At 72.3% G+C, this 24,786-nt stretch carries 23 protein-coding genes; 8 read left to right on the top strand and 15 right to left on the bottom strand.

The annotated features are described in order from the left end of the window. Positions 1 to 297: 297 nt before the first annotated feature. Positions 298 to 2,169 (top strand): anthranilate synthase family protein, encoded by a 1,872-nt coding sequence (locus ACK99Q_RS03125; protein ID WP_410184780.1) that lies wholly within the window; start codon positions 298 to 300, stop codon positions 2,167 to 2,169. Between the two features lie 3 nt (positions 2,170 to 2,172). Here ACK99Q_RS03125 and ACK99Q_RS03120 read toward each other — a convergent pair whose 3' ends face one another. The 8 genes from ACK99Q_RS03120 to ACK99Q_RS03085 all read right to left on the bottom strand — a co-directional run bounded on the left by ACK99Q_RS03120 (position 2,173) and on the right by ACK99Q_RS03085 (position 9,181). After that, positions 2,173 to 3,633: a S1C family serine protease gene (locus ACK99Q_RS03120; RefSeq protein WP_410184779.1), complete on the bottom strand. Its 1,461-nt coding sequence runs from the start codon at positions 3,631 to 3,633 to the stop codon at positions 2,173 to 2,175. Positions 3,634 to 3,810: 177 nt separating this feature from the next. Next, positions 3,811 to 5,214 (bottom strand): sensor histidine kinase, encoded by a 1,404-nt coding sequence (locus ACK99Q_RS03115; RefSeq protein ID WP_410184778.1) that lies wholly within the window; start codon positions 5,212 to 5,214, stop codon positions 3,811 to 3,813. After that, positions 5,211 to 5,903, bottom strand: coding sequence for a response regulator transcription factor (locus tag ACK99Q_RS03110; RefSeq protein WP_410184777.1), 693 nt, complete (start codon positions 5,901 to 5,903; stop codon positions 5,211 to 5,213). The genes ACK99Q_RS03115 and ACK99Q_RS03110 overlap by 4 nt, the downstream gene beginning before the upstream one ends. A 10-nt stretch (positions 5,904 to 5,913) precedes the next feature. Beyond that, a complete protein-coding gene (locus ACK99Q_RS03105; RefSeq protein WP_410184776.1) occupies positions 5,914 to 6,783 on the bottom strand; it encodes a fructosamine kinase family protein in 870 nt (289 codons plus the stop codon). A gap of 44 nt (positions 6,784 to 6,827) precedes the next feature. After that, entirely contained in the window at positions 6,828 to 7,361 is a 534-nt protein-coding gene (locus ACK99Q_RS03100) for a GNAT family N-acetyltransferase (protein ID WP_410184775.1), read from the bottom strand. Then, the gene (locus tag ACK99Q_RS03095; protein WP_410184774.1) at positions 7,358 to 7,837 is read right to left on the bottom strand and encodes a low molecular weight protein-tyrosine-phosphatase; all 480 of its coding nucleotides are present in this window, start codon (positions 7,835 to 7,837) and stop codon (positions 7,358 to 7,360) included. Before ACK99Q_RS03095 ends, ACK99Q_RS03100 begins: the two co-directional genes overlap by 4 nt. Continuing rightward, positions 7,837 to 8,214 (bottom strand): phage holin family protein, encoded by a 378-nt coding sequence (locus tag ACK99Q_RS03090; protein ID WP_410184773.1) that lies wholly within the window; start codon positions 8,212 to 8,214, stop codon positions 7,837 to 7,839. Before ACK99Q_RS03090 ends, ACK99Q_RS03095 begins: the two co-directional genes overlap by 1 nt. A gap of 10 nt (positions 8,215 to 8,224) precedes the next feature. Then, positions 8,225 to 9,181 (bottom strand): EamA family transporter, encoded by a 957-nt coding sequence (locus ACK99Q_RS03085; RefSeq protein ID WP_410184772.1) that lies wholly within the window; start codon positions 9,179 to 9,181, stop codon positions 8,225 to 8,227. 63 nt (positions 9,182 to 9,244) lie between these two features. On the opposite strand from ACK99Q_RS03085, the gene hisC reads away from it, so the two are divergent. The 5 genes from hisC to ACK99Q_RS03060 all read left to right on the top strand — a co-directional run bounded on the left by hisC (position 9,245) and on the right by ACK99Q_RS03060 (position 15,092). Next, on the top strand, positions 9,245 to 10,294 hold the full coding sequence (hisC, locus tag ACK99Q_RS03080) for a histidinol-phosphate transaminase (protein ID WP_410184771.1): 1,050 nt from the start codon (positions 9,245 to 9,247) through the stop codon (positions 10,292 to 10,294). 228 nt (positions 10,295 to 10,522) lie between these two features. Continuing rightward, positions 10,523 to 11,557, top strand: coding sequence for a pyruvate dehydrogenase (acetyl-transferring) E1 component subunit alpha (pdhA, locus tag ACK99Q_RS03075; RefSeq protein ID WP_410184770.1), 1,035 nt, complete (start codon positions 10,523 to 10,525; stop codon positions 11,555 to 11,557). Then, positions 11,548 to 12,507, top strand: a complete 960-nt coding sequence (locus ACK99Q_RS03070; RefSeq protein WP_410184769.1) for an alpha-ketoacid dehydrogenase subunit beta — start codon at positions 11,548 to 11,550, stop codon at positions 12,505 to 12,507. Before pdhA ends, ACK99Q_RS03070 begins: the two co-directional genes overlap by 10 nt. After that, a complete protein-coding gene (locus ACK99Q_RS03065) occupies positions 12,507 to 13,733 on the top strand; it encodes a dihydrolipoamide acetyltransferase family protein (RefSeq protein ID WP_410184768.1) in 1,227 nt (408 codons plus the stop codon). The genes ACK99Q_RS03070 and ACK99Q_RS03065 overlap by 1 nt, the downstream gene beginning before the upstream one ends. Before the next feature lie 87 nt (positions 13,734 to 13,820). After that, entirely contained in the window at positions 13,821 to 15,092 is a 1,272-nt protein-coding gene (locus ACK99Q_RS03060; protein WP_410184767.1) for an MFS transporter, read from the top strand. Between the two features lie 187 nt (positions 15,093 to 15,279). Here ACK99Q_RS03060 and ACK99Q_RS03055 read toward each other — a convergent pair whose 3' ends face one another. The 5 genes from ACK99Q_RS03055 to ACK99Q_RS03035 all read right to left on the bottom strand — a co-directional run bounded on the left by ACK99Q_RS03055 (position 15,280) and on the right by ACK99Q_RS03035 (position 20,323). Beyond that, positions 15,280 to 16,173: an oxidoreductase gene (locus tag ACK99Q_RS03055; protein ID WP_410184766.1), complete on the bottom strand. Its 894-nt coding sequence runs from the start codon at positions 16,171 to 16,173 to the stop codon at positions 15,280 to 15,282. 29 nt (positions 16,174 to 16,202) lie between these two features. Then, positions 16,203 to 16,988 (bottom strand): hypothetical protein, encoded by a 786-nt coding sequence (locus tag ACK99Q_RS03050; RefSeq protein WP_410184765.1) that lies wholly within the window; start codon positions 16,986 to 16,988, stop codon positions 16,203 to 16,205. Beyond that, positions 16,988 to 17,755, bottom strand: coding sequence for a maleylpyruvate isomerase family mycothiol-dependent enzyme (locus ACK99Q_RS03045; protein ID WP_410184764.1), 768 nt, complete (start codon positions 17,753 to 17,755; stop codon positions 16,988 to 16,990). Before ACK99Q_RS03045 ends, ACK99Q_RS03050 begins: the two co-directional genes overlap by 1 nt. Beyond that, entirely contained in the window at positions 17,748 to 18,257 is a 510-nt protein-coding gene (locus ACK99Q_RS03040) for a hypothetical protein (RefSeq protein WP_410184763.1), read from the bottom strand. Before ACK99Q_RS03040 ends, ACK99Q_RS03045 begins: the two co-directional genes overlap by 8 nt. Positions 18,258 to 18,454: 197 nt before the next feature. Further along, positions 18,455 to 20,323 carry an acyl-CoA dehydrogenase gene (locus ACK99Q_RS03035; RefSeq protein WP_410184762.1) on the bottom strand — a complete coding sequence of 623 codons (1,869 nt, stop codon included), beginning with the start codon at positions 20,321 to 20,323 and terminating at the stop codon, positions 18,455 to 18,457. A gap of 363 nt (positions 20,324 to 20,686) precedes the next feature. On the opposite strand from ACK99Q_RS03035, the gene ACK99Q_RS03030 reads away from it, so the two are divergent. Further along, positions 20,687 to 21,607: a LysR family transcriptional regulator gene (locus tag ACK99Q_RS03030; RefSeq protein ID WP_410184761.1), complete on the top strand. Its 921-nt coding sequence runs from the start codon at positions 20,687 to 20,689 to the stop codon at positions 21,605 to 21,607. A gap of 91 nt (positions 21,608 to 21,698) precedes the next feature. Then, entirely contained in the window at positions 21,699 to 22,712 is a 1,014-nt protein-coding gene (locus ACK99Q_RS03025) for a calcium-binding protein (RefSeq protein ID WP_410184760.1), read from the top strand. A 3-nt stretch (positions 22,713 to 22,715) separates the two neighbouring features. Here ACK99Q_RS03025 and ACK99Q_RS03020 read toward each other — a convergent pair whose 3' ends face one another. Together ACK99Q_RS03020 and ACK99Q_RS03015 are read right to left on the bottom strand one after the other, a co-directional pair. After that, positions 22,716 to 23,447, bottom strand: a complete 732-nt coding sequence (locus ACK99Q_RS03020) for a sulfite exporter TauE/SafE family protein (protein ID WP_410184759.1) — start codon at positions 23,445 to 23,447, stop codon at positions 22,716 to 22,718. Positions 23,448 to 23,465: 18 nt separating this feature from the next. Further along, complete coding sequence (locus ACK99Q_RS03015; RefSeq protein WP_410184758.1) at positions 23,466 to 24,746, bottom strand: uracil-xanthine permease family protein; 1,281 nt, start codon at positions 24,744 to 24,746, stop codon at positions 23,466 to 23,468. Between the last annotated feature and the right edge of the window lie 40 nt (positions 24,747 to 24,786).

The following is a 24,786-nucleotide window of genomic DNA, read 5'->3' as shown; positions in this document are numbered from 1 at the left end:
AGGCGACCCACCGGTGGTCGAGTGCCGGCGAGCGGAGCGAGACGTGGGGGCACCTCCCGCTCGCGGGGGTGTATCGAGACCACATGTGCGTGATCTCGATACACCACGTCTCGCTGCGCTCGCCGCGGCACTCGATCACCGAGTGCCGCGCCGCGTCACGAGCCCGCTACGCTGTGCGCATGTCGACGACCAGCACCTGGTGGCCCCTCCGCTGAGGAGGACTGTCGACGTACCCACGCCCAGACCCCCACATGGCGGTCTGGGCGTCGTTCGTCCGACCGCGGGAAGAAGACCACGATGACGAAAGAGCTCCTCGACGACGTGCTGGCCCAGCCGGCGTTCGCGCTGATCCGCGGGCGCGAGGCCGACCGCGTCACGCTCCTGGGCGGCCCGCGCACCGACATCGAGCGGCTGGCCGACATCCCGCTCGCCGAGGGCCCCGGCCCCGCGTGGGACCACCTCGTCGTCGTCCCGTTCGCCCAGGTCGCCGAGCGCGGCTTCGAGGCCCACCAGGACGGCACGCCCCTGTCGGTGATCGAGGCGCGCTCGAACCACGACGTCGCCCTCGCCGACCTGCTCGAGGTGCTGCCGAACGGCGCGATCGACCTCGCCGACCGCGGCGGCTTCGAGACCTCCGACGAGGACTACGCCGCGATGGTGCGCCGGATCATCGACGACGAGATCGGCCAGGGCGAGGGCGCGAACCTCGTCATCGGCCGCCGCTACCGCGCCACCGTGTCCGACTGGGACCACGCGAAGGCGCTCACCGTCTTCCGCCGCCTGCTCGAGCGCGAGCGCGGCGCCTTCTGGACGTTCTGCATCTTCACCGGCGACCGCTACCTGATCGGCGCGAGCCCCGAGCGGCACGTCAGCCTCGACGACGGCCAGCTGCGGATGAACCCGATCAGCGGCACGTTCCGCATGCGCGGCCTGGAGACCCACGCCGACCGCAAGCGCGAGCTGCTCAAGTTCCTCTCCGACGAGAAGGAGATCTACGAGCTCTTCATGGTCGTCGACGAGGAGCTCAAGATGATGTGCGACCTGTGCCACGAGGGCGGCCTCGTGCTGGGGCCGTACCTCAAGCCGATGAGCCACCTCGTGCACACCGAGTACCTGCTGGCCGGCCGCACCGACCGCGACCCGCGCGAGATCCTGCGCGACTCGATGTTCGCGGCAACGGTCACGGGCAGCCCGGTCGAGAACGCCTGCCGCCTCATCAAGCAGTACGAGCCGCAGGGCCGTGGCTACTACGCCAGCGTGGCCGCGCTCGTGGGCCGCGACGAGAACGGCACGGCCCGCCTCGACGCCCCCATCCTGATCCGCACGGCCGACGTCGACCTCGAGGGGAGCCTCACGGTCACGGCGGGTGCCACGCTCGTGCGTGACTCCGACGCCGACTACGAGACGAACGAGACGTGGGCCAAGGCGTCGGGCGTGCTCAGCGCGTTCGGCCTCGTCGAGGCCGCTCCCGAGCCCGTGGAGGGCTTCGACGCGTTCACCCGCGAGGACGACGTGCTCATCGCGCTCGGCTCGCGCAACCAGCGGCTCAGCCAGTTCTGGCTCAGCGACCAGTCGGGCACGGCGCCGACGCCCGCGCTCGAGGGCAAGCGGGTCGTGGTGCTCGACGGCGAGGACGACTTCGTCAACATGCTCTCCCACGTCTTCGGCGTGATGGGCATGAGCACCGACGTGGTCCGCCACGACGAGTGGACCGAGGAGGCGATCGACGGGCACGACCTCGTCGTGATCGGCCCCGGTCCGGGCGACCCGCGCGACGGCGACGACGCCAAGATCGCGGTGCTGCGCCGGGCCACCCGCCGCCTGCTCGAGCGGGAGCAGCCGTTCCTGGCGATCTGCCTGGGCCACCAGACGCTGTGCCACGAGATCGGGCTCGACCTGGACTACAAGGACATCGTCTTCCAGGGCACGCAGAGCGCGCTGCCGGTGCTGGACCGCACCGAGACCGTCGGCTTCTACAACACGTTCGTCGGCCGGGTGCCGGAGTCGGGGCTGCCCGAGGGCGTCACGGTGCAGACGGACCCGGCCACCGGTGACATCCACCTGGTGGCCGGGCCTCACTACCGCGGGATCCAGTTCCACGCCGAGTCGGTGCTCACGCAGAACGGCTACGCCATCCTGCGCGACCTCACCGCGGCGCTGCTGGGCTGAGCGTCACTCCTGGGCGCGAGCGGCGGCTCCGCCGTCGCTGCCCAGCTCGACCTTGATGTCCTGGGTCTTGTCGCCCCGCAGGACGGTCAGCTCGATCGTGTCGCCGGGCTTGTAGCCGCGGACCGTGGCGACGAGCGCCTGGTTGTCGGAGACCGGGTTGCCGTCGACCTTGGTGACGATGTCGCCGGCCTTCAGGCCTGCCTTGTCGCCGGCCCCGCCGGCGCTGACCTCGCCGATCTCGGCACCGATCGTGGTGACCTGGTCGTCGCCGGTGGCGCTGCGCACCTGGACGCCGATCTGGGCGTGCTCCACGGTGTCGCCGTCGAGGATCTGCGTGGCCACGTTGTTGACCAGGTTGATCGGGATCGCGAAGCCGAGGCCGACCGAGCCGTTGCCCTGGCCACCGGTGTTGATGGCCGAGTTGATGCCGATGACCTGGCCCTCGAGGTTGACCAGCGGACCGCCCGAGTTGCCGGGGTTGATCGCGGCATCGGTCTGGATCGCGGGGAACGTCGTGCTGGGGCCGTCGGCGCTCTGGTCGCCGGGGGAGACCGGACGGTTGAGGGCCGAGACGATGCCGGTGGTGACCGTGGACTCGAGGCCGAACGGCGAGCCGATCGCCACGACGGTCTGGCCGACCTTGACCTGCTTCGAGTCGCCCAGCGTGGCGGCGGGCAGGTCGCTGACGCCCTCGGCCTTGATGACCGCGACGTCGGTGGCCACGTCGCGGCCGACGATCTCGGCCTTCGCGATGCGGCCGTCGTTGAACGCGACGGTGATCGAGCCGCCGTCCGCGGCGGCCTCGACGACGTGGTTGTTCGTCAGGATGCTGCCGTCGGCGCTGATGACCACGCCGGTGCCGGTGCCGGACTCGCCGCCGCCGGTGACGTTGATCTTCACCGTGGCGGGCAGGACGGCGTCGGCGACCGCCGAGACGTCGCTCTGCGCGCCGGACGAGGAGGCCGGGCGGTCCAGGGACGTGCCGGTGACGCTCGTCGAGGTGCTGGAGTCGTCCTGCATCGCGTCGTAGAGCGCGGCGCCGCCGGCGGCGGACGCGCCGGCCAGCAGGATGACGCCGGTGGCGGCGGCCACGAGGCGGCCGGCGCGGCGCTTCTTGCGCGGCTGGGGCTCGGGGGAGGCGACGGGGTAGCCGAAGGCGGCGGGCCCGCTGGGTCCACCCGGCCCGGTGGGGCCGTTCGGGTCGCCGGGGCCTCCGGCGAAGGTGCGGGTCGGCTCGTTCACCGACACCGTCGGCTCGTGGTCGTCCGTGGTCGCCCACGGATCGACGGGGCGCTCGTCGGCGCGAGGCTCCTCAACGCGGGTCTCCTCGGCGCGGCGCTCGTCGGCGCGGGGCTCGGAGAAGGGCCAACCGGTCTCGGCCTGCTGCGCGGGCTGCTGCGGCTCCTGCGGCGCCGTCGGGGGCACGTAGGGGCGGTCGGCGTACGGATCACGCTGGTCTGTCATGGTTCAACCTTCCCGCGAGGACCTGAGAGTTGCTTGTGAACGTGCTGGGCGCCACCTTCAAACCCCGCGCCCCGACACCCTGGCTGAGCGGTGCGCTGTCAACCCTTCCCGCGCGCTGACGGTGCGTCGTCAACCGTACCGAGGTCCCGTTCGGTTGAGGACTCACCGCTCCCGGGGTCACGCCTCGTCCGGAGGGATCCGGAACGTGAACGTGGCGCCCTCGCCGGGGGTGGAGGCGACGCTCACGGTGCCGCCGTGGCGGTCGGCCGCACGTCGCACGATCGCCAGGCCGAGGCCCGATCCGGGCAGCGTGCGCGCCTCGGTGGAGCGGTAGAAGCGGTCGAACACGCGCGGCTGGTCCTCGGGCGCGATGCCCGGGCCCTCGTCGGCGACGGTGACGGTGCCGTGGCTCAGCCGCACCCGCACCGTGCCGTCCGGCGGGCTCCACTTCACGGCGTTGTCGAGCAGGTTCGTGACCGCGCGCTCGAGCAGCTGGCTGTCGCCGACGACCCACGTGGGCTCGAGCAGGACGTCGAACGTGGCACTCGCGGCGCGCAGCTCGACGCGGTCGATCGCCCGACGCACCACGTCGGCGAGGTCGAGCGGCTCGGGGTCGCGGTGCAGCGGCTCGTCGCGGGCCAGCTCGGTGAGGTCGCTGACGAGCGTGGAGAGCTCGTCGAGCTGGGCGCCCACGTCGTCGATGAGCTCGCGGTAGGCGGTGGCGTCGAGCCGGCGCTCCGGCTGGCTGCTGGCCTGGCGGAGCAGGTCGATGTTGGTGCGCAGGCTGGTCAGCGGCGTGCGCAGCTCGTGGCCGGCGTCGGCGATCAGCTGGCGCTCGCGGCGCTGCGTGGCGTCGAGGGCCAGCAGCATGGCGTTGAACGAGCGGGTCAGCCGGGCCAGCTCGTCCTCCTTGCCGGGCACCTCGATGGGGGTGAGCTCCTGCGTCTCGGCGACGCGCTCGATCGCGCTGGTGAGGCGGCGCACCGGGCGCAGGCCGTTGCTGGCGACGGCCCAGCCCGCGACGCCGGCCAGGATCATGCCCGACAGCGTGGACAGCACCAGCACGACCGAGAGCCGCTCGAGCGCGCGGCGGGTGGACTCCATCGACTGGGCCAGCATGAACGCCTGCCCGGGCCCGGCCTGCACCGCGACGACGCGGTAGGTGACGCCGTCGACGTGCGCCGTGCGGGCGGAGGTCTCGGCGATGCCCAGCGCCACCTCCCGCTCACGGTTGTCGTAGGGGAACGCGTCCTCGGAGTGCACGAGGAACTCCCCGCCGCCGCTCTTGATCGTCAGCAGCTGGATGCCGGCGATGGCCAGGATGTTCGCCTCGTCCACCGTGAGGTTCTGCGGCGTGTAGCCCGCCTTCACGGCCTGGTGGGCGCGCTTGGTCATCGAGTCGTCGAGCGCGCCGACGATCTCCTGGCGCACGAGGACGAAGATGCTGATGCTGATGATCGTCAGGACCGTGGCGACGGCCGCGGTGGTCAGCAGGGCGACGCGACCGGCGAGCGAGAGCCGCTTCGTGATCGGCTCCAGCAGCGTGTGGGCGCGTGCGTGGATCCGGTCGAGGACGGTCACGGAGGCGTCTCCCGCAGCACGTAGCCGACACCGCGGACGGTGTGCAGCAGGCGCGACTCGCCCTCGGCCTCGAGCTTGCGCCGGACGTAGCCGACGTAGACCTCCAGCGAGTTGGCGGTGGTGGGGAAGTCGAAGCCCCACACCTCCTCGAGGATGAACGAGCGCTCCAGCACGCGCTTGGGCCGCTGCATGAACAGCTCCAGCAGGGCGAACTCGGTGCGGGTGAGCGAGATCGAGCGCTCGCCGCGGCGCACCTCGCGGGTGTTCGGGTCGAGGGTGAGGTCGGCGAACGTCAGCGCCGGCTCGTCGTCGAGGTCGTCTCGGGAGCGACCGCCACGGCGCAGCAGGGCCCGCACGCGGGCGAGCAGCTCCTCGAGCGCGAACGGCTTGGTGAGGTAGTCGTCGGCACCCGCGTCGAGACCGTCCACGCGGTCGCTGACGGCGTCGCGCGCCGTGAGGACGAGGATCGGCACGTCGTTGCCGGCGGCCCGCAGCGCCTTGGTGGCGTCGAGCCCGCCCAGCCGCGGCATCATCACGTCCATCACGATCGCGTCGGGGCCCGACTGGGCGACCTTGGCGAGGGCCTCGGCGCCGTCGCCGGCGACCTCGACCGTGTAGCCGTTGAACTCCAGGGACCGGCGCAGCGAGTCGCGCACCGCGCGGTCGTCGTCGACGACGAGGATCCTCATGTCGCGCTCCTCACGCCCGGCCGTCGAGCAGGCTCTGGGCGGCCGCGGCGGCCCGCGCCCCGTAGGCGCCGCCGAACATCACCGCGTGCACGAGCAGGGGGTGCAGCTGGTGCAGCGGGACGCGGTCCATCCAGCCGTCCTGGAGGGGAGCGGCCTCGTGGTACGCGTCGAGGATCCGCTGGAGGTGGGGCGCGCCGAAGAGCGAGAGCATCGCGAGGTCGGTCTCGCGGTGACCGCCGTGCGCGGCCGGGTCGACCAGGTGGACGCCGTCGGACGACCACACGAGGTTGCCCGACCAGAGGTCGCCGTGCAGCAGCGCCGGCGGCTCGGGATCGGCCGTGAGCGACGGCAGCCGCTTCATCGCCTTCTCGATCACGGCGGCCTGCTCGAGCGAGAGCGAGCCGCGGTCGGCGGCGGCCTTCACGTAGGGCATGACGCGCCGGCCGGCGTAGAACTCCTCCCACGTGGGGGAGGGGCGGTTGGGCAGCGGGGCCAGCCCGATCCAGCCGTCGTGGTCGGCGCCGAAGCCGCCCGCTCCGGAGGAGTGCGTCGCGGCGAGGTTGCGCCCGAGCGACTCGGCGAGGTCGACCGACGGCTTCGTGGGCTCGATCCAGGCCAGGATGATGCACTCGTCGTCGGCCGCGAGAACCTCGGGGACGGGAGCGCCGCCGGCCGCGCGCAGTCGGCGCAGGCCCTCGGCCTCAGTGGTGAAGAAGCCCGCGGGGGCCTGGGGACGGGTCTTGATGACGGCGCTGCGCCCGTCGGTGAGTCGCAGTCGCGTCGTGGTGCAGATGTCGCCGCCGGCCACCGAGGTCGTCGACACCACGGCGACCTCCAGCAGCTGCTCGGCCAACGCCGCGGTTCCCGCCATTCGTGCCATGCCCTGAACTTACCGCCCGGTGACCAGTGCGGAGCCCTCAGCGGTCAGGGACGCGGCGATGGCGTGAAGGCGTGGAACAGCAGGTGGTCCTGCCAGCGTCCGGCGATCCTCAGGTAGTCGGGCGCGACGGCGAACGGGGTGAACCCGGCCCGGCGTAGGACCGCCTGCGAGGCCACGTTGTGCAGGAGGGTCCCGGCCTCCAGGCGGTGCAGTCCCAGCGCCGTGAAGGCATGGTCGACCGCTTCGCGAGCGGCGCGCGTGGCCAGGCCGCGGCCGTTCATGTCCTCGCGCACCCAGTAGCCCACCGACGCCGACTGGAAGGCCCCGCGGACGACGTTGTTGAGCGTGAGCCGTCCCGCGATCTCGCCGCCGGGTCCCAGGATCACGAACGGGACCATCCGGTCGGCCTCGTGCTCGGCGAGCATGCGCTCGATCGCGGCGCGCTGGCTGTCGGACTCGAAGAACTCGTCCTCGCGGACGGGCTCCCAGGGCGCGAGGAACTCCCGGTTCGCCACGTAGACCGCGGCGAGCTCGTCGGCGTCGTCCGGCGTGACGAGCCGCAGGCAGGGCGTGGTCACGCGGTGTCGGAGAGGTGGCGGACGATCTCGCGGGACGTGCGCTCGACCATCGCGAGGACCTCGTCGAACCCCTCGGGCCCGCCGTACCAGGGGTCGGGCACCTCGGCGTCGGGCGTGTCGGCCTCGGGGTCGAACGAGCGGTACATCCGCACCTTCGTGCGGTGGTCGTCCGAGGTCGCCAGCGCCAGCACGTCGGCGTGGTTCGAGGAGTCCATCACGAGGATGAGGTCCTGCTCGTCGAACCAGTCGGCGGTGAACGTGCGGGCGCGGTGGCGCGTGGCGTCGTAGCCCGCCGCGGTCAGGGTGGCGGCGGCGCGCTCGTCCATCGGCTGGCCCACGTGCCAGTCGCCGGTGCCCGACGAGGAGACCTCGACGTCGTCGACGCCGGCCTCGGCGAGCTGGCGCTCCAGCACGACGTCGGCCATGGGGGACCGGCAGATGTTGCCCAGGCAGACCAGGGCGACACGGCGCGGCATCAGTCGAGGATCGCCGACAGGATCGACTGGCAGACCGAGATGACGATGGCGGCCAGGAACGCCCACCAGAAGCCGTCGACGCCGAACTCCACGCCGAAGGCCGAGGTGATCCACTCGGTCAGCAGCAGGAGGAGCGCGTTGATGACGACGAGCAGCAGGCCGAGGGTCAGCACGATGAACGGCAGCGTGAGCAGCTTGACGATCTGGCCGACGAACAGGTGCACGAGCGTGAACACCAGGCCCACGATCACGAGCGCCAGGACGCGGTTGACGGTGGTCTCGTCGGCGTCGCCGATGGTCATGTGGCTGCCGAGCAGGAGGGCTGCGAGGGCGAGCGCGACGCTGCTGACGAACCAGGAGGACAGGAAGCGTTCCATGCGTCTCACCCTAGAGGGGCGGAGGCAGTTCCTCCGCCGGGACATGACGGGCGGTCTGCGCGAGCACGATGCCGGACACCACCGCGAGGACGCCGATCGTCTGCAGCAGGTCGAGCGTCTCGGAGAACCAGAGCCATCCCACGATCACCGCGACGACCGGCTCGAGCATGGCCGTCACCGACGCCTTCGAGCTCGACAGGTGGCGCAGCGACGCGAGGTAGAGGAAGAACGGCAGCACCGTGCCGCACACCACGACGAAGACCATCGCAGCCCACGCCGGGATCGTGACGTCGGAGAGGCGGCCGAGCATCGAGGCGTCGTTCGCGAGGGCGCTCGAGCCCTCCCAGCCACCGAGCAGGTTCATGACGATCGCGCCGACGCCGAACGACCAGACCACGGTGCGCAGCGCGGTCAGCGGCTCGGCCGAGGTGGCGGTGAGCTCCTCGCCGATGAGGAAGTAGGCGGCGAAGCACACGGCCGCCGCGAGGGCGACCAGCACGCCGATCCCGTCGAGGCTCAGCCCGTCCCAGACGCGGCCGACGAGCGCGAGGCCCACGAGGGCCAGTCCGATCGCCGGCCACACGCGCGGGTGCACCGGCTCGCGCCGGACGAACCTCACCCAGAGCACCACCAGCACCGGGGCGAGGTACTCCAGCAGCAGCGCCACGCCGATCGGCAGCCGCATGATCGCGACGTTGTAGGTCCACTGCACGAACGCGACGCCCACGACGCCGAGCGCGACGATCAGCAGCAGGTCGCGCCCGCGCGGCGGACGCAGCGCCGACCGGTCGAACGCCACCGCGAGCAGGAGGAAGGTCAGGAACGCGAACGTGACGCGGATGGTCGTGTACGTGGAGGTCGGCAGGCCCGCCTCCATCGGGATGCGGGTGACGCCGGCGTTGATGCCGAAGAACACCGCGGCGGTGACGACGAGCGCGAACCCGAGGCGCACGTGGGGCTGGGACACCGGACGATTCTCGCACCGGCCGTCCGGTCGGTGAGGGCGACCCGGCGGTCGTAAGGTCAAGCCATGACCGACCCCCGACCCCGCCAGGTCCTGGCCGCCATCCCGGCCTACCGCCCGGGCCGTCCGGCCCTCGACGAGAGCCACAAGCTCTCGAGCAACGAGAACCCGTTCCCGCCGCTGCCGGGCGTCGTCGAGCGCGCGGCCGCGGGGCTCGCGCGGATGAACCGCTACCCCGATCCGGGCGTGACCGCGCTGGGCGAGGCGCTCGCCGAGCGGCACGGGCTGTCGTCGGACCACTTCGCGTTCGGGACCGGGTCGGTCTCGGTGCTGTTCGGGCTGCTCGACGCGTGGTGCGGGCCGGGCGACGAGGTCGTCTACCCGTGGCGGTCGTTCGAGGCGTACCCGATCGCGGTGGACCTGCCCGGCGCCACGTCGGTGCGGGTGCCGCTGACGGCCGACCACCGTCACGACCTGCCGACGATGGCCGACGCGATCACCGAGCGCACGAAGGTCGTGCTGGTCTGCACGCCGAACAACCCGACGGGCCCGGTCGTCGCCGAGGCCGAGTTCGAGGCCTTCATGGCGCGCGTGCCCTCGACGGTGCTGGTGGTCGTCGACGAGGCGTACCTGGAGTTCGTGCGCGACCCCGAGGCGCTCTCGGGCGCGGCTGCGCTGGCGCGGCACGCGAACGTGGTCGTACTGCGGACGTTCTCGAAGGCGTACGGGCTCGCGGGGCTGCGGATCGGCTACTCGATGGCGCACCCCGCGATCACCGAGGCGATCCGCAAGGCGCTGCCGCCGTTCGGCGTCACGGACATCGCGCAGGCGGCCGCGCTCGCCTCCCTCGACGCGCAGGCCGAGCTGGAGGAGCGGGTCGAGGCGGTCGTCGCCGAGCGCACCCGCGTGTTCGACGCGCTGCGCGAGCAGGGCTGGGACGTGCCGTCGAGCCATGCCAACTTCGTGTGGCTGCCGCTCGGCGAGCGCTCGGCCGAGTTCGCCGAGCACGCCCACCCGATCTCGGTGCGCCCCTTCCCGGAGGGCGTCCGCGTCACCATCGGCACGCCCGAGATCAACGACGCCTTCCTCGCCCGCGCCGCCGCGTTCCGCCGCTGACGGCCCCGACAGTTTCCCCGGTTAACCGGGGAAACTGTCACTTCGCGAGGTTCGCGAACCTCGCGAAGTGACAGGAAACCTCGTTCAGTCGCCCGCCGGGGGCGCCGCCGCACCTGCTAGCCTCGGAGCAGATGTGATGCCTGTCACATCGACGGTCGCCCGCTCACCACCATCGAGCGCTGGCCGTGTCATGAGGGCGGTGATCCCGCCCCCGGCAAGGAGGCAGTCATGGGCCTACCCATCTCCCAGACCCTGGCGCCAGACGGCGAGCTCGTCGCGGCGCACGACTTCACCCCCGAGGACCTGCGCGGGTTCCACCGAGACCTCGTGCTCGCCCGGCGCATCGACTCCGAGGCGTTCGCCCTGCAGCGGCACGGCGAGCTGGGGCTGTGGGCCCCGATGCTCGGCCAGGAGGCCGCCCAGATCGGCAGCGGCCGGGCGCTCGCGCCGCACGACTTCGTCTTCCCGTCCTACCGCGAGCACGCCGTCGCGTGGTGCCGCGGACTCGACCCGGCGCTGCTGCTGAGCCTCTTCCGCGGCACGAGCCTCGGCGGCTGGGACCCCGCCCGGTACGGCTACGCGCTGCCGGCGATCATCATCGGCGCCCAGACGCTGCACGCCGTCGGCTACGGCATCGGCCTCACGCTCGAGGGCAAGGAGGACGCGGTCGTCACGTACTTCGGCGACGGCGCCACCAGCCAGGGCGACACGAACGAGGCCTTCGCCTGGGCCGCGTCGTACCACGCGCCGGTCGTCTTCTTCTGCCAGAACAACCACTACGCGATCAGCATCCCGCTGGAGCGCCAGACCCGCGTGCCGATCGCGCAGCGGGCCGCGGGCTTCGGCTTCGAGGGCGTCCGGGTGGACGGCAACGACGTGCTCGCCGTGCACCAGGTCACCTCCGAGGCGCTGGCGAAGGCGCGCTCGGGCGGCGGGCCCACCCTCATCGAGGCGGTCACCTACCGGATGGGCGCGCACACCACGTCGGACGACCCCAGCCGCTACCGCGACCCGCACGAGGCCGACTCGTGGGCCGAGCGCGATCCGCTGCTGCGGCTGCGGACCCTGCTCGAGCGCACCGACCCCGGCTTCGCCGAGTTCGACGCCCGGGTCCAGGCAGAGGCCGACGAGCTCGGCGCCCACCTGCGCGACGTATGCCGCAACCTGCCCGATCCCGATCTCGCGGCGCTCTTCGAGCACGTGTACGCCGACCTGCCACCGGATCTGGTGGCCCAGCGCGAGGAGGTGCGGTCATGGAGCTGAGCATCGGCAAGGCCCTCAACGCGGGCCTGCGAGCAGCGATGGACGACGACGCGAAGGTCGTCCTGATGGGCGAGGACATCGGCCGGCTCGGCGGCGTCTTCCGCGTCACCGACGGCCTCCAGAAGGACTTCGGCGACCAGCGGGTGATGGACACGCCCCTGGCCGAGTCCGCCATCGTCGGCGCCGCGGTCGGCATGGCCTACCGCGGGTTCCGCCCGGTCGTGGAGATCCAGTTCGACGGGTTCGTCTACCCGGCCTACGACCAGATCGTGAACCAGGTGGCGCGTCTCCGGTTCCGCAGCGAGGGCGCTGTGACGGTGCCGCTCGTCATCCGGATCCCCTACGGCGGCGGCATCGGCGCGGTCGAGCACCACTCCGAGAGCCCCGAGGCGCAGTTCGTCATGACGCCGGGCCTCACGGTGGTGGCGCCGTCGAACGCGCACGACGCGTTCTGGATGATGCGCCAGGCGATCGCGTCGGACGATCCGGTGATCTTCCTCGAGCCGAAGCAGCGCTACTGGGACACCGGGAAGGTCGGCGACGAGGCCGGCATCGGCCTGCACGAGAGCCGGGTCGCCCGTGAGGGCTCGGACGTCACGGTCGTGGGCTACGGGCCCGTCGTGAAGACGTGCCTGGCCGCGGCCGACGAGGCCGAGGCATCGCTCGAGGTCATCGACCTGCGCTCGCTCTCGCCGCTGGACCTCGGTCCGGTGATGGAGTCGGTCAAGCGCACCGGGCGCGTCGTCGTGGTGCACGAGGCCGCGCGCACGCTCGGCCTCGGCGCCGAGCTCTCCACGCGGATCACGCAGGAGTGCTTCTACTCGCTGGAAGCCCCGGTGCAGCGCGTCACGGGCTACGACATGCCGTATCCGCCCTGCCGGGTCGAGCACGACCACCTGCCCAGCGTCGAGCGGATCCTCGACGCCGTCGACGTCACGGGGGAGTTCTGATGAGCACGCTCACGTCCGGTGAGTTCCGCCTGCCCGACGTCGGCGAGGGACTCACCGAGGCCGAGATCGTCACGTGGCACGTGAAGGTGGGCGACGAGATCGCGGTCAACGCGCCGCTCGTCGACATCGAGACGGCCAAGTCGATCGTCGAGCTGCCCAGCCCGTTCGCGGGCCGGGTCGAGGAGCTGCTGGTCTCCGAGGGCCAGACCGTCTCTGTCGGCACGCCGATCGTGCGGATCGGGTCGGGCGAGGCGGCGGCCGCGCCGGTCGCCGACGAGCCCGTCGAGGCACCGGCCCCCGAGGAGAAGAAGCTGGAGGTCCTCGTCGGCTACGGCCCGAGCACGGGTCGCCGCCGCCGGCGGAACCGTGCCACTCCCGCCACGGAGAGCGCCCCGCGCGCCTCGGTGCGGGTGCTGGCCAAGCCGCCGGTGCGCAAGCTCGCGAAGGACCTCGGCGTCGACCTGACGCAGGTGCCGTCGAGCGGTGCGGTCGTCACGCGGGCGGAGGTCGAGGCGTTCGCCCGCGGCCACGGCGCCGACGCCGTCACCGCGGCTCCGGTCTCGGGGGTGCGGCGGGCGACGGCCGAGGCGATGATCGCCTCGGTCGCCGTCCCGCAGGCCACCGAGTGGGTCACGGTCGACGTGTCGGCCTCGGTCGACCTCGTCGAGCGGCTCAAGTGCGACCGGCGGTTCGAGGGCGTCCGGGTCACCACGACCCTGCTGACGGCCCGCGCGGTCTGCCTCGCCCTGCGACGCACGCCCGACCTCCACGCCAGATGGAACGAGTCCACGATCGAGCACCCCGCCTCCGTGGGCCTCGGCATCGCGGCGGCCACCGAGCGCGGGCTCGTGGTGCCGGTCGTGCGCGAGGCCGACGGCCTGGCGCTGCCCGACCTCGGTCGCGCGATCGACGAGCTCGTCGCCACCGCGCGCGCCGGGCGGATCCAGCCCGACCAGATGGCCGGCGGCACCTTCACGCTGACGAACATCGGCGTCTTCGGGATCGACGGCGGCACGCCGATCCTGCCGCCGGGGCAATCGGGGATCCTCGCGCTCGGCCAGGTCGCGAAGCGGCCGTGGGTCGTGGGCGACGAGGTCGTCCCGCGCTGGGTCACGACGCTCGCGGTCACGTTCGACCACCGCGTCGCCGACGGCGAGCAGGCCTCGCGCTTCCTCGCCGACGTCGCCGCGATCCTCGAGGACCCGGGCCTCGCGCTGGCCTTCTGAGAGCGCTGGGCGTGACGTTCGCGGGGTGAGAACGGCAAATCGACCCCCGGAACGTCACGCCCAGCGCTGCAGGCGCACACTGGATCGGTGAGCGTCCAGGACCGACACCATCCGGGCGCCTACACCGTCTGGCTGATCGGGCTGGCGGCCTACCTGCTCGCGGTCTTCCACCGCTCCTCGCTGGCCGTCGCGGGCCTCGTCGCCTCCGAGCGCTTCGACATCGGCGCCGCGCAGCTCTCGGCGTTCGTGATGCTGCAGCTGCTGGTCTACGCGGGCATGCAGATCCCGGTGGGGCTCGCGGTCGACCGGTTCGGTCCACGCGCCGTGATGCTGGCCGGCGCGATCCTGCTGACGCTGTCGCAGGCCGCGTTCGCGTTCGCCGAGTCCTACCCGACCGCGCTCCTGGCCCGGTTCTTCGTCGGCATGGGCGACGCGATGACGTTCGTGTGCCTGCTGCGGCTCGTCAACTCGTGGTTCTCGCCGCGCCAGATCCCCCAGATCACGCTGATGACCGGCCCCATCGGCCAGCTGGGCGCGATCGTCGCGGCGGTGCCCATGACGTGGGCGCTGAGCACGCTCGGCTGGACGCGGGCGTACCTGCTCGCCGCCTCGTTCGGCCTGATCATCACGCTCGCGGTGCTGCTGCGCGTGCGCGACGAGCCGCACTCCCGCTCGGTGCGCGGACCCGCGCTGTCGTGGACCAACATCCGGCGCTCGCTGGCCGACTCGTGGGAGCACCCCGGGACCCGGCTCGGCTTCTGGATGCACTTCGTGACGCAGTTCAGCTCGACCGTGCTCGGCCTGCTGTGGGGCTACCCGTTCTTCGTCGAGGGCGAGCACACCTCCGAGACCTTCGCCGGCACGCTGCTGACCGTGATGGTCGTCGCCGTCATGTTCGCCGGACCCGTGCTCGGGCGCGTCATCGCGAGCCATCCGTGGCACCGGTCCACCCTCGTGATGGGCATCGTGCTGGCGATCATGGGCGCGTGGACGGCGGTCCTCGCCTGGCCCGGCGACGCGCCCCGATGGCTGCTCGTCGTGCTCGTGATCGCGGTGGGCGTCGGCGGACCCGCCGCCATGATCGGCTTCGACCTCGTGCGCACCTCGAACCCGCTGGACCGGCTCTCCGCCGCGACCGGGATCGTCAACCAGGCGGGGTTCCTGGCCAGCCTCGTCACGGTGGTCGCGGTCGGCGTGATCCTCGACCACACCGACCAGAACTACAAGGCCGCCATGAGCTTCCAGTACGTCCTGTGGGGACTGGGCCTCGTGCAGGTCTGGCGCTACCGGGTGAGGACCCGCGCCCGCATGGTGCGCGACGACCCCGAGCGCTGGGCCCGCCACGCCGGCCTCGGCTGACCCCACCCGCCGTCGGGTCGGGGGGGGGGGTCATGCCGACCTCCAGCTTGCCCCGGTGACGCCGAGTGGCGCGGAATCGCCCGCCACTCGCCGAGTGGCGGGCGATTCCGCGCCACTCGCGACCCCGGTTTGCGCCACTCGGCGGCACTGGCAACCCGGCGACCCGGGTCGGAGCCGAGGGGTCGGCTCAGGAGACCTCGAAGACGACGCCGGTGGCGGACTCGCTGGCGGACCAGACCTCGGCGGCGAGGCGCTCGTCGCGGGCCGCGGAGGTCATGCCGACCGTCTTCGGGCGTCCTCGGGTCTGGCGCAGACTGGCGGGTCCGACGTACTCGCCGCCGGTGAACGTGGGATCCGTCGCGGCTCGCAGCGACGGCCACGCGCCCGCCCGCGAGGACTGGCTGAAGGCGCCCGCCAGGTGGTGCATCGCGAACCCGGTGGTCTTCGTCAGGTTCGTCGAGGTCAGGCCCGGGTGCGCCCCGACCGACACCAGTCCGAGCCCGACGGCCTTGACCCGCCGGTCGAGCTCCTTCATGAACAGCAGGTTGGCCAGCTTCGACTCGGCGTAGGAGCGCCAGCGGCTGTAGCGGCGCGGGTCGCCGTTCGGCTCGAGTGACCTCAGGTCGATGCCCCGGGTGGCGGAGTGCGCCAGCGACGAGACGGTCACGACGCGCGTCGCCCCTTCGCGCAGCAGCGGCCACAGCGTGGCGGTCCACGCGAAGTGCCCGAGGTGGTTCGTGGCGATCTGCAGCTCGAAGCCGTCCATCGTCTGCGTGAACGGCGGCACCATGACGCCCGCGTTGTTGACCAGGATGTCGAAGCGCTCGCCCGCATCCACGACCTGCTGGGCCGCGGCGATCGTGCCGGGCAGGTCGGCCAGGTCGAGCGCCACCACCTCGACGTCACCGCCGAGGTCGGCCACCGTGGCCGCGGCCTTCCGGTCGTCGCGCGCCGTGATGGTGACGTCGGCGCCGTGGCGCAGCAGCTCGCGCGCGGTCTCGGTGCCGATGCCGCTCGTGGCGCCCGTGACGAGCACGCGCCTCCCGGTCAGGTCGCCGATGTCCTCGGTGCTCCAGGTCATGGCTCCGAGTGTGCCCGAAGGTGCCCCAGTCAGCCCGGCAGCACCGCGAACCACGGCACGGACCAGCCGCCGAGGCGGAGGGTCGCGCCGGCGAAGGCCTCGCGGTCGACCCGCACGAGGTGGCCCGCGCTCGGCTCGAAGACGCGCACCGCGCCGTCACGGGCGGACACGGCCAGCACGACGTGCGCCGGGCGGACCTCGTCGCCCACGTAGAGCGGCACGGTGTGACCGGCCTCGACGGCCGCCAGGACGAGGTCGAAGGCGGAGCCGAGGTCCTCGGGGTCCAGGGTGCGCGCCGTGTACTCGCGGCCCGGAACTCCCGAGCCTCCCTCGCCGGTCATCTGCCGCGCAGCGCCCCACGGGGAGGTGCCGACGACGCGCAGCCACGGCCACTGGAGGTCGCCGTCGTGGTCGCGCAGGCCGGAGACGCGGCGGTGCATCCGCACGACCTCGGCGAGCCAGCGATCGGCGAAGGGCGCGGCGTCGGTGGTGCCGGTGCGGACGTCGTGGCCCGCGGTCACCCACAGCGCGTAGGCCTCGTCGTGCAGCATCCGCGACACGACGAGCGAGGCCGCGCCGCACGAGGTGTCGTTGGGCTGGCGGAAGTCGCGCGGGTGGCTCGTGGGGTCGAGCGCGCGACGCTCCGCGGGGGTCAGCTGCTCGATGCGCTCGCGCAGCCGGCGCGCCACCTCGGGTGGCAGGGCCGCGGCCGCGGTGAACCCTCGCGGTGCGCCGGGGCTGCCCTGGAGCCGGGCGAGGCCGCGTCGTGCCAGGCGGACCAGCCGCGCGACGGGGACTGCCGGCCCGGGACGCATCAGGTGGTGACGGCCATGGCGCCCAGGACGCGCTCGGCCAGCTCCTGGTCGCCCTCGATCTCGACCTCCACGCCGTCGGGGCCGCGGCGACCGGACCCGAGGATCGCGAACGCCTCGGTGTCCATCCGCACGGTGGCGGTGGGCTCGGCGTCGGTGCGGCGGGCGCGACCGTCGTCGCCCACGCCGATCGTGGAGTCCAGCGGGACCGGACCGGTGACGACCCAGCGCACGACGCTGCCGGCCGGCGCCCCGGCCTTGCGGCCCAGCACGTACGGCAGCGCTGCCGCGAACGTGCCCACGGTGACCTGCGCGCCGAGCGCGTCGAGGCCTCCGGGCAGTCCCACGGCGCGGCGGATGTCCTGCTCGTGCGACCACAGGTCGATCACCCGGTTGCGCAGCGCGACGTCCCACGTCCACTCGACGCCCGCCGGCGTGTTCACGGCGGCGGCCTGCGGGTCGGGGAGCTCCTCGAGGGTCTTCGCGCGCCGGGCGACGAGATCGGCCAGGTCGGCGCGCAGCTGCTCCACCGGCACGTCGCGCAGGGCGGCGACGCCGGCGTTGGTGTAGTCGGCCGGGACGCTGCCGCCGCCGATCACGTCGGTCTCGCCCTCCACCATCACGCGTTCGAGGTGTACCAGGTGCGCGAGCACGTCCTTCGCGGTCCACCCGGGCAGGTCGGTGGGGACGTCCCAGTCGGCGGGCTCGAGGGCGAGCACGGCGTCGGCGGACTGCCGCCAGGCGGCGACGTAGAGGCTGAGGTCAGTCATGGGCGAGGATCCTGCGGGTGCGTGCGGTCAGGGTGGCACCGGCCAGCCCCAGTCCCGCGATGAGCCCGGTCCAGGCGATCGCCCGGCCCGTCCCGACCCGGCTCTCGAGGTCCACCAGGGCGGTCCCGTAGCGAGCGGTGTCGGTCTGCTTGTCGTCGGGACGGCACACGATGCGCGTCTCGTCGGGGGCGTCGGGCAGGACGCCGATGAGGTGCCAGCGGCTGCCGTCGCTGTCGACCACGATGTCCACGGTGGCGGGCGGCACCGGGGTGCGCTCCTTGCCGGTGCGGGCGACGCACGAGATCGCGCGCTCGGCCTGCGGGAGGTCGGTCAGGACCGCGAGGTCGTCGGACCCGTTCGCCTGGATGGGCTGGCCCACGGGGACGACCTCGGCCTCGCGCAGCGGGTCCCATGCGGAGGCCGCGAACGCGGTGCCCGCGATCCACGCCAGCGCGGCGAGCAGGCCCGCCACCAGGTACCAGCGTCGTCGGGTCAACTCCACCCGCCCAGCCTAGAGGGACTCACCCGCGGCGCCCGCCACCCCGCGCGACCTCCCCCTCTCCACTTGTGGAACGAGTTGCACCGTTCGCGCGCCGGAAAGCGTGCATCCCGCTCCAAAAGTGGAGAGCGGCGACGAGTTCCCCGGAACGCGCACGGCGCGGACCCCGAGGGGATCCGCGCCGTGCGAGCGAGGCTGGCTCAGAAGGCCGCTTCGTCGAGCTCCATGACGTCGAGGTCGACGGCCTCGGCCATCGCGCGCTCGGCCGCGAGGCGCGGCAGGACCGTCTTGGCGAAGAAGGACGCCGCGGCGACCTTGCCCTCGTAGAACGACTTGTCCGCACCCGAGGCGCCGGCGTCGAGCTTGGCCTGCGCCACCTCGGCGCCGCGCAGCAGCAGCCACGACACGACGAGGTCGCCGAGCACGTACACGAGGCGCGTCGTGTTCAGCGCGACCTTGTAGACGTTGCGAATGTCGCCGTTCTCGTCGGCGGGGTTCGAGGCCATGAGATCGGTGAACATCGCCGTGATGACCGCGGTGGTGTCGTCGAGGCCCTGGGCGAGCAGGTCGCGCTCGACCTTGAGGCGACCGTTGCCGGCCTCGCTGTCGATGAACGACTTGATCTGCTCGGACAGGTAGCCGAGGGCGCGACCCTGGTCCTTCACGATCTTGCGGAAGAACAGGTCCTGGCCCTGGATCGCCGTGGTGCCCTCGTAGAGGGTGTCGATCTTGGCGTCGCGGACGTACTGCTCGAGCGGGTACTCCTGCAGGAAGCCCGAGCCGCCGAACGTCTGCAGCGACTCGGTGCCCAGCAGGACCCACGAGCGCTCGGAGCCGTAGCCCTTGACGATCGGCAGCAGCAGGTCGTTGACCGCGGCGGCCAGGCTCGCGTCCTCGCCCGACTCCTTCTTGATCTGGACCTCGTCCTGGAACGTGGCCGTGTAGAGCATGAGCGAGCGCAGGCCCTCGGCGAACGCCTTCTGCGTGAGCAGCGAGCGGCGCACGTCGGGGTGGTGCGTGATGGTGACGCGCGGGGCGTCCTTGGCCGGGTTGGTCAGGTCGGCGCCCTGGACGCGCTCCTTGGCGTACTCGAGCGCGTTGAGGTAGCCGGTCGACAGCGTCGCGATCGCCTTCGAGCCGACCATCATGCGGGCGTTCTCGATGACCCGGAACATCTGGTTGATGCCGTCGTGCACCTCGCCGAGCAGCCAGCCGGTGGCCTGGCCGCCGAGCTGCGGGTCGCCGAAGGTGACCTCGCACGTGGCCGAGACCTTGATGCCCATCTTCTTCTCGACGTTGGTGACGTAGACGCCGTTGCGCTCGCCGGTCAGCTCGCCGGTCTCGTGGTCGAAGTGGTGCTCGGGGACGAGGAAGAGCGACAGGCCCTTGGTGCCCGGGCCGCCGACGCCCTCGACGCCGACGGGACGCGCGAGCACGAGGTGCATCGTGTTCTCGCCGAGGTCGCTCACGGCGGAGGTGATGAAGCGCTTGACGCCCTCGATGCGCCACGAGCCGTCCTCGTTCTGGAAGGCCTTGGTGCGGCCGGCGCCGACGTCGGAGCCGGCGTCGGGCTCGGTGAGCACCATCGTGGTCAGCCACTTGCGGTCGATCATGATCTGCGCGATCTTCTGGTCGCGCTCGGTGCCGTTCTCCCACACGACGCGGCTGAAGGCCGGGCCGGCGCCGTACATCCAGATGGCGGGGTTGGAGCCGAGCACGAACTCGCCCATCGCCCACACCAGCGACGAGGGGGCGGGCTGGCCGCCGAGCTCGGTCGGCAGCTGGAGGCGCCACCACTCGGCGTCGATCCACTTCTGGTAGCTCTCCTTGAACGCGGGGTTCTGCGTCAGGGTGTGCGTGGCGGGATCGAAGACCGGCGGGTTGCGGTCGGCGTCGACGAAGGACGCGGCGAGGTCCTCGCGCGCGAGGCGCTCGACCTCGGAGAGGATGCTCTTCGCCGTGTCGACGTCGACCTCGTCGAAGGGGCCGGCGCCGAGGATCGACTGACGATCGAACAGCTCGAAGAGGTTGAACTCGACGTCGCGCAGGTTGCTCTTGTAGTGGCTCATGGGCCGTGGGACCTCCGGGAAAGGGGACTGCCAGTGTTACTGGCGGGTTCTACTGGCCAGTAACTCCATGGTAGTCCCGTGTCGGTCGCACGCAAAAGCGGTTCCGGGCAAAGAAAAACGACCCGTCTCCGCGGGGGAGCCGGGTCGGTTTCGGAAGGGTGCGTCAGGCGCGACGCGCGGGGACGCGCTGCAGGCCGTCGGTGGCCACGAGGTACGCGGTGTGGACCGTGCCGGCGACGAGGGCCAGAGCGCCGGAGAGGGCGAGGAAGGTCATGGTGCAGCTCCTTTCGTTTCCTCCATTGTGGACAGTTCAATTGTCAAGCACAATCCAACGAAACTATGCCTAACGTGTAGTTTGTCTACATGGATCCTCGACGCCTTGGAATGCTGCGGGAACTGGCCGAGCGGGGCACCGTGGGGGCCGTCGCCGACGAGATGAACGTCACACCCTCGGCGGTGTCGCAGCAGCTCAAGCTGCTCGAGGCGGAGGCCGGCGTGCCCCTGCTCGAGCCCGCCGGGCGCGGGGTCCGGCTCACCGCCGCGGGGCGCGCGCTCGCGGAGACCGCCACCGAGGTGGCCGTCGCGCTGGAGCGCGCCGAGGCGAGGTGGCGCGAGTACCTCGGCGGGCCGGCGGGCGACGTCACGCTCACGGTCTTCCCGACCGGCGGCGAGATGCTGCTGCCGGGCCTGCTCTCGCGCGTCACGGCGGAGCCCGCCGTGAACCTCATCTGCACCGACCGCGACCCCACGCTCCGGTTCGACGTGCTCGACATGGTGGCCCAGTTCGACGTCGTCGTCGCCGACTCCCCGGCCGCCACCGAGGAGTGGCACGAGCGGGGCCTCCAGCTGGTCTCGCTCATGCGCGAGCCTCTCGACGTCGCCCTCCCCGAGCATCACCGCCTGGCCTCGAAGGCGAGTCTGTCGCCCAAGGACGTGGTGGGCGAGACGTGGATCGGCGCCCCGCACGGCTACCCCTACGACCGCGTGCTGCAGCAGCTTGTCGCGGTCACGGGCGAGTCCGTGCGCATCGCCCAGCGCTTCGACGACAACGGCGTGGTCGAGGCGGTGGTCGCGGCGGGACACGGCATCGCGATCCTGCCGCGCTTCACCACGCGGACGCGCGACAACGGACTCGTCACTCGGCCGCTCGTCGGGATCCGCGCCCGGCGTGAGATCACGGCCGTCCTGCGCCCCGACCGCTTCGAGCGGCCGAGCGTGCGGTTCTGCGTCCAGGCGCTGCGCGAGGAGGCTCGCGCGGTGGCCGACCGTCACGGCGCCCTCTGACTCCGCTTGCGCCGCCTCCCGGACGCCATACGCTGAGCCCACTCACGCGCGCCGGCAGGGAGTCGGCGGCGTCATTCGATCGGGGGATCAGATGAGCTCATCCATGCATGCCGCCAGCCGTCGGCGCCGTCTCTGGCCGGCCGGCCTGGCCGCCGCCGCGGTGCTCGCCATGGGCGCGCCGGCCTTCGCGGCCACGCTCACCGGCACCGAGGGACCGGACTGGTTCGACGGCACGAACGAGGCCGACACGATCCAGCTGCTCGGCGGCGACGACCACACCGCGGCGCTCGGCGGCGACGACACCGTCTACGGGGGACCGGGCAGCGACACGCTCATCGGCGACGCCGACAGCGACGCGGTGCTCGGGGGCGTCGACCGGCTCTACGGCGGAGAGGGGAACGACGCCTTGCTCGGCAGTGGCGGGGACGACCGGCTCTTCGGCGAGGGCGGGAACGACAGCCTCGGCGGCGAGCACGGCAACGACCAGCTCCTGGGCGCCGCCGGCGACGACTGGCTGCGCGGCGACGCCGGCCACGACAGCCTCAGCGGCGGGGACGGGCAGGACATCCTCCAGGGCTGGGACGGTGACGACGGACTGCACGGCGAGGCGGGAGCCGACGAGCTCTACGGGGCCTTGGGCAACGACACGCTCACGGGCGGCACCGAAGGTGACCGACTCGACGGCGGTGACGGAGACGACTGGCTCGACGGCGACGAGGGCGCCGACTGGCTCTATGGCGGCGCCGGCCACGACCTGGTGAAGGGTGGCTCGGGGGACGACATCGTCGACGGCGGACCGGGTGACGACATCCTGTCCGGCGACGTCGGCGTGGACACGGTCCGCGGCGACGAGGGCAACGACACGATCGGCGTCAGCGACTCCGACCAGGCCTCCGGCGGGCCGGGCGACGACCAGTTCACCATCAGCCAGGTGGCTCGCGGCGCCCGGGTGGACTGCGGCGACGGGTACGACGTCGTGACGTTCCTGACCTACAAGGGGCTCGTGGGCACGGCCACCGTCGACGCGTCCTGCGAGAAGGTCGCGTGGAAGGCGCTCAAGGGCGACACGTCGACCCCGCGGCCTCCCGGGCCCGGCGACAGCTGAGTCTCAGGCCAGCGCGTCGAGCAGCAGCCAGGCCGCGACGGCCGTGATCGCCACGAGGTAGATCCGGTCGAAGCGGCGCTCGGGCATGCGGTCGAGGACGCGACTGCCCACCCAGGTGCCGGCGATCACGCCGACGATGCCGGCCGCGGCCGCCGGTGCCTGGGCGGCGGGCAGCAGCCCGATCGAGCCGAACAGCACGAGCTTCGCGAAGTGTCCGGCCACCTGCGACGCGGCGAACGTGCCGACGAAACCGAGGCGGTCGCGGGTGCCCGCGCGGAAGAACGGTGCGGCGAGCGGACCGGTGGCGCCGACCACGGGGTTGAGCGCACCGAGGACGCCGCCCATCGCGATCCAGCCGCCCGAGCTGGGCGCGGGCAGCGGCCTCGAGAGCCACACGGGCAGCCAGGTCGCGGCCAGCACGGTGACGGCGATCGCGATCTGCAGCACCGCGTCGGGCGCCTGCCGGGCCAGGCTGAGAGTCAGCAGGCCGGCGGGCAGGAGCAGCAGCGAGGTCCGCCAGACGATGCGCCAGTCCACGTCCTGTCGCCGGACGATCGTGCGGGTGCCGTTCGAGACCACCTGGATCGCGGCGTGCAGCGGGATCGCGACCAGCGGGTCGAGGAACGCGACGAGCACGGCCAGCAGGACGATGCCGCCGCCGAATCCCAGGACCGCGGTGAGCGCCGACGTCGCGAACGCGCACGCGGCGACGAGCAGCACCAGGGCGGGATCCACCCGCCCATGTCTACAGGGTCAGGCGCCCGGGTCGAACGTCTCCTTCGACAGCTCGGCCTCGGGATCGCGCTGGAGCACCCGCATGACGTGGTAGATCACGATCGCGGCGACCGAGCCCAGCGTGATGCCCGCGACTGAGACGTCGCCGCTGGTGAGCGTGAGGTTGCCGATGCCGATGATCAGGGCGGCGGCGGCCGTGTACATGTTCACGGGGTTGGCGAAGTCCACCCGGTTGTCCATCCAGATGCGCACGCCGATCAGGCCGATGAGGCCGTAGAGCGCGACGGTCACGCCGCCGATGACGCCGCCGGGGATCGTCATGAGCAGGGCGCCGAACTTCGGCGACAGGCTCAGCAGCATCGCGACGACGCCCGCGACGACGTAGGCCGCGGTGGAGAAGACGCGGGTGGCGGTCATGACGCCGATGTTCTCGCCGTAGGTGGTGGTGGCCGAGCCACCGAAGCCGCCCGCGAGCGTGGTGGCGAGGCCGTCGGCGATCAGCGCGCGGCCCGACTCGTCGTTGATGGCGGGGCGGTCGGTGAGGTGGGCGACGCTGCGCACGTGGCCGACGTTCTCGGCGACGAGCGCCAGCACGATCGGCAGGAACATCGGCAGCACCGACCAGTCGGCGGTGGGGGTGTGGAAGTCGGGGAGCCCGAACCAGGCGGCCTTCTCGACGGCGCCGAAGTCGAGCTGACCGCTGATCGCCGCGGCCGCGTAGCCGACGACCATGCCGAACAGGATCGACAGGCGCGCGGCGAACCCCCGCAGCACGACGGCCGACAGGCAGATCGCGGCGAGGGTGAGGGTGGCCAGCCACGGGGCGGTCGCGTAGTTGGTCGTCGCCGCGCCCGCGAGGGCGAAGCCGATCAGCGCGACGATCGCACCGGTGACGACCGGGGGCATGAGGGCGTCGAGCCACGTGGAGCCGGTGGCCTGGACGACGAAGCCGATGATCGCCAGCAGGACGCCGGTGCACATGATGCCGAACAGGGCGGCACCCATGTCGCCGTCGGCGACGAGCGCCTGGACCGGGGCGATGAAGGCGAACGACGAGCCGAGGTAGCTGGGCAGCCGGCCGCGGGTGATCGCCAGGAACAGCAGGGTGCCGAACCCCGAGAAGAACAGCGTCGTCGTGGGCGGCATGCCCGTGAGGATCGGGACGAGGAACGTCGCGCCGAACATCGCGACGACGTGCTGCGCGCCGAAGCCCAGCGTGCGCGGCCACGAGAGCCGCTCCTCGGGCATGACGATCGCGTCGGGCTTCACGTTCTGGCCGTCACCGTGCAGGGTCCACATGGAACCTGACCTTCTCACGGGCCGGTGACGGCCGTCGCGC

The sequence above is a fragment of the Aeromicrobium sp. MLTX1 genome (assembly GCF_046452335.1).
Taxonomy (GTDB): Bacteria; Actinomycetota; Actinomycetes; order Propionibacteriales; family Nocardioidaceae; genus Aeromicrobium.
The sequence above is the reverse complement of the archived record's forward strand: the minus strand, read 5'-3'. Positions and strand labels throughout refer to the sequence as shown.